The organism is Limisphaera ngatamarikiensis, assembly GCF_011044775.1.
GTDB classification, from domain to species: domain Bacteria; phylum Verrucomicrobiota; class Verrucomicrobiia; order Limisphaerales; family Limisphaeraceae; genus Limisphaera; species Limisphaera ngatamarikiensis.
Genome location: NZ_JAAKYA010000041.1, coordinates 1 through 3,957, shown reverse-complemented (window position 1 = coordinate 3,957; position 3,957 = coordinate 1). Strand labels below are relative to the sequence as shown.

The following is a 3,957-nucleotide window of genomic DNA, read 5'->3' as shown; positions in this document are numbered from 1 at the left end:
GACGTATGACGGCAACGGGAACGTGTGGACCCTGGTGTCCGCGAGCACCGGTACCGAGACTGCGCGGTACGAGTATGGCCCGTTTGGGGAGCCCTTGCGGCTGACGGGCGCTGCGGCCGCTTCGAATCCATTCCGGTTCAGCACGAAGCGGACGGAGGACGGCACGGGCCTGCTGCTGTACGAATACCGTGCCTACAGTCCCGCCCTGGGAAGGTGGCTTAGCAGGGATCCGATTGAGGAGCAGGGTGGAGCGAACCTGTTTGCATTCTGCGTGAATCAGTCCGTTGGTGCCACCGATGATTTGGGAATGCAGTTTGCGCCGCCAGGTTGGCCCTGGGCTGGTCCCGGATCACCTCCGTTTCCGAGACCGGATCCACGAGTAGAGCCCCCTCCTAATCCACCTCAACTTGTGATACGGGGCGACTGCAAGGATCTTGTGCGAAACGCAGTTGCCCATGCTAACGGCGCCATGAAGAAGAGTAAATGCAAGCAGTGGTTCATTGACCGTGGGGCAAGGGGTGAAGAATACGCGGTGCGTTGTTATGGGAAATGTAAACTGGTATGCTTTTTTGGTGGCACTGCGTGGACATATGCGGCGACGCGCAGGATTGGTGTTTGTGAGGACAATGTTAGTGGGTTGTCAGAAGTAGGAATTGCATCAATTCTGATCCACGAGGTTGCGCATCACTATTGTCCGGTAATTGGTGGGGAAGACTGTGCCAATTCGGCCATGGAGGCCTGTGAGAATGCGCTAGTGGGCGGAGAGTAAATCCTATGCGAGTAACGCGTGCAGCTCGACGTGAAGTGCTAGCCATCGGGATTGCAGTGCAGGCTCTAGCCCTTGCATTGTTCCTAATGGCGACCGAAATCGGGTGGGTTGCTCGCGATCTGGCGCTGATGTTTGTTGTGGCCGACGTGTTGTGTTATGCTTTTTTCACAAAGCTCAGGCTTGCAAGCAGTTCTCTCCTCAGGATGTGCTTTTATGCACTTCCACTATGGCTGACCGTGGTCTACGGGGTCGTACTGAATATCGTGGGCGTACGGCATTAATACCAAGTTTCCGTTCTACGCCATTCGTGGATAGCGTCTTAGGGTTCCGCTCGGCAAATGGGAGGACCGCACCCTGCATGGATCAGTGGAGATCTGACTACCACATGGTTATGATCTCTCGGGGGACACAGGCAGCGGCTTCGGCTCAGGGACGGCGGCTGAAGGAAGGCCGTCCGCGTTATCAGTCCAATGGCGGAAAACAATTTCATCCGGTTCAGCACGAAGCGCACGGAGGACGGCACGGGCCTGGTGCTGTACGAATACCGCGCCTATAGTCCCGCCCTGGGCAGGTGGTTGAGCAGGGATCCGATGGAGGAAAGAGTGGAAGTGGGCCTTTATGTTTTTGTAGGAAACGATGCCTGCAGTCGTTGGGACGTTGATGGTCGGTTTACATACGGCATTCATTACGATATCACTGACCTAGCGGCAACCGCTGCTGGATATTCTGCCAGGTGCGCCCGCAAGATTGCACGTGCTTCTGCGAACACGGATCTGGTGCATCCATTCGATCATGCGTATCATTTCACGCGTCCCGTGTGGGGTGACAAGGCGCAAGCCATGAATGCGGCAATGAGGAAGCTCGGTGAACTACTTAAAGATGCTTGTGCCTATGCGTCAAAAGGTCAGTGTGAAAGAGCTATAACGCTAATGGGCAGGGCCCTTCACGTAGCGCAAGATTACTACTCGCACGTGTACAATAACGAGCCTGTGTCGTTTAGCTGGGTGGGCAATTATCCGCCTGGTGACGATCCCAACCACAGGGACCATGCTCGGGATGAGGACATGGGGCAGGCATTCCTTGCGCTCATGGAGAGCTATTCCTTCCTTAAGGCTATGGAAGGATGTTTGGGTTGTTGCTGTGGACATTGACTGTGGAGCGTATGTGGGTGCTTATGACGACCAACTCGATGTGCGGTGCCGGCTGGGGACGGTTCTGTCTGTTTGGCCGTGTGTTGCTCATGTGCGTGATGGTACTTTCCGCGGTCGGTTGCGGTAGCGAAGGCGGTATAGGATCCTCATCGGGTGCGGGTGGTGGAGGCGAGCGCGTCTGGGAGAAGGTTATTTATGAGTGTATTGCAAAGGTAGAGAAAACAGAGGCGGTATTTTACCGTCGTGGGGAACGCGTCACGGGCAAGGAGATCGCGCGTCAGATGCGGGACTATCTGAGGTTTATACAGCGCAAGAGGACGATTCCCGAGCCCTTTGGTCGCAATGCGGGAATCACGTTGGCGGTGATCACGACTCATGAGGGGATCGCCAGGGATGGCTTAACGGGTCCACCGGAGCCGTTTGAGATCGAAGTAAACGGGCATCGAATGAAAGTGTACGATTGGTTGAAGCAGGAATTGGGGTTGGGGACATTGCCGGGGGAAGAGGAGGGTCACGAGGTGTTGTTGCCGCTTTACGAGGCGGTGGTGACGCCTGAGCTGCTAAAGCGGTGGGAAGAGTATCTGGACAGGTGTATTGAGGCGACGGCTCGGGCAGAGGGGGCTACATTTCATTGGGGGGACTTTGTGTTTTCGGCAAAGGAGGCCGCAGGCCTATTCGCATCAAATAAAGTGGAAGCATTGCGGTGGTTGAAGGCCCCTAACATCAAGCATCCCGAGGAAAGGGATCGCTATAGAGTGGACATTCTGCTTTTACAGCTAACGAGTTTACCCCTGCCACGGCCGGAATCGTATCGGGACCAGGTCGAATACACCAGGGAGGTTAATCGATGGTTTAGAGCGTGGAAGAAGTTCGTGGAAGAGAATGGAAGGCAGGAAGATATGATCGACTGGCTGCTTCGCAAGGCAGGCGAGCCGCCGCCAATGCCGACATTGAGGAAGAAGGGGAAACGGGGTTAACAAACTGTTGCAGGGCTGGGTGGACCTATTGGCCGGAGGGTGTACTCGTCCTGTGGCGAGTGTGCGCAGGGAGTGTTGCGCTCAGGCGAAGTTTAGCGCCGTCGTGAACCGGGAGGGCATTTTCCGACGTCATAACTGCCTCTGCCGGCCTGCCTTGTGCGGATGTGGTTCTGCGAGCAGCCCCAAAGGCGCAAAGGGCGCAGAGGGAGGTACATACAGGCTCGAGGTGCATGGAGCCGTGCGGCGTGTGGGGAAGCACCAGGCGGAGAGGTTGCTTGCCAGCCGAGCGGCTCTGGACGCCGTGGGGTGGGTAAGGGCGGCGACCGTACCGCCGTGGGTATGACGGCGCAGGTTAGGGGCGGGGCGTATCCCCACGGTCCGTAGAAAGATGCGGGCACAGGGGACTGTGCCCCTCCCGGGGATCGCCAAATCGAAGGCAGCCCAGCCCATTTGCCAGGTCGGGAGGGACACCGTCATCGCGGTCGGGGAAAATAGCGGGCGCAGAGGACTGTGCCCCTCCCGGCGGGCGTTCGCCCCCACAGTTTTTCAATCGTCGAGGACGAAGACCCTCTTGGGCGGCGTCAGCCGCCGCATGGGCGGGCACGGGGGACCGTGCCCATCCCGCGCGATTGCCAATTGAAGGCAGCCCAGGCCATTAGCGAGGTCGGGAGGGACCGCGTCCTCGCGGTCCGCAAGAGTATCGGGTACAGAGGACTGTGCCCCTTCCCCAAGGTCCCGTGGGAGGGACCGCGTCCCAGGCCGTCAGCTCGAATGCGCCTACAATAAGCTGCTGATCGCAAGCAGGTCTACCGGGCAGCCGGCTCCTTGCAGCGGTAAAAGGCTGCGGAACACTTTGCCGGGCACCAACTGCCGCCATAGAGATCGCGCCATGCTCTGCGCGCTCTCGTTTGGCCGTTCTCCGTGTCCTCTGTGTCTCTGTGGTTCGATCCCTCCATGCCTCTGGACCGACGGGACCAGCTGCAGAGCCAGGTGCGGACGGCGGTGGTGGTGCAGACGCCGGAGCTGATGAACTACGACCTGGACGGGAATCTTGTCCGGG

General features: G+C 58.2%; 3 protein-coding genes. All 3 read left to right on the top strand.

The annotated features are described in order from the left end of the window. The coding region (locus G4L39_RS14615) for an RHS repeat-associated core domain-containing protein (RefSeq protein WP_205880821.1) at window positions 1–769 on the top strand (769 nt) is incomplete at its 5' end. A gap of 470 nt (window positions 770–1,239) precedes the next feature. Then, entirely contained in the window at window positions 1,240–1,920 is a 681-nt protein-coding gene (locus G4L39_RS05875; RefSeq protein WP_165106660.1) for an RHS repeat-associated core domain-containing protein, read from the top strand. Window positions 1,921–1,943: 23 nt separating this feature from the next. After that, window positions 1,944–2,897, top strand: coding sequence for a hypothetical protein (locus tag G4L39_RS05870; protein WP_165106658.1), 954 nt, complete (start codon window positions 1,944–1,946; stop codon window positions 2,895–2,897). Window positions 2,898–3,957: the final 1,060 nt, after the last annotated feature.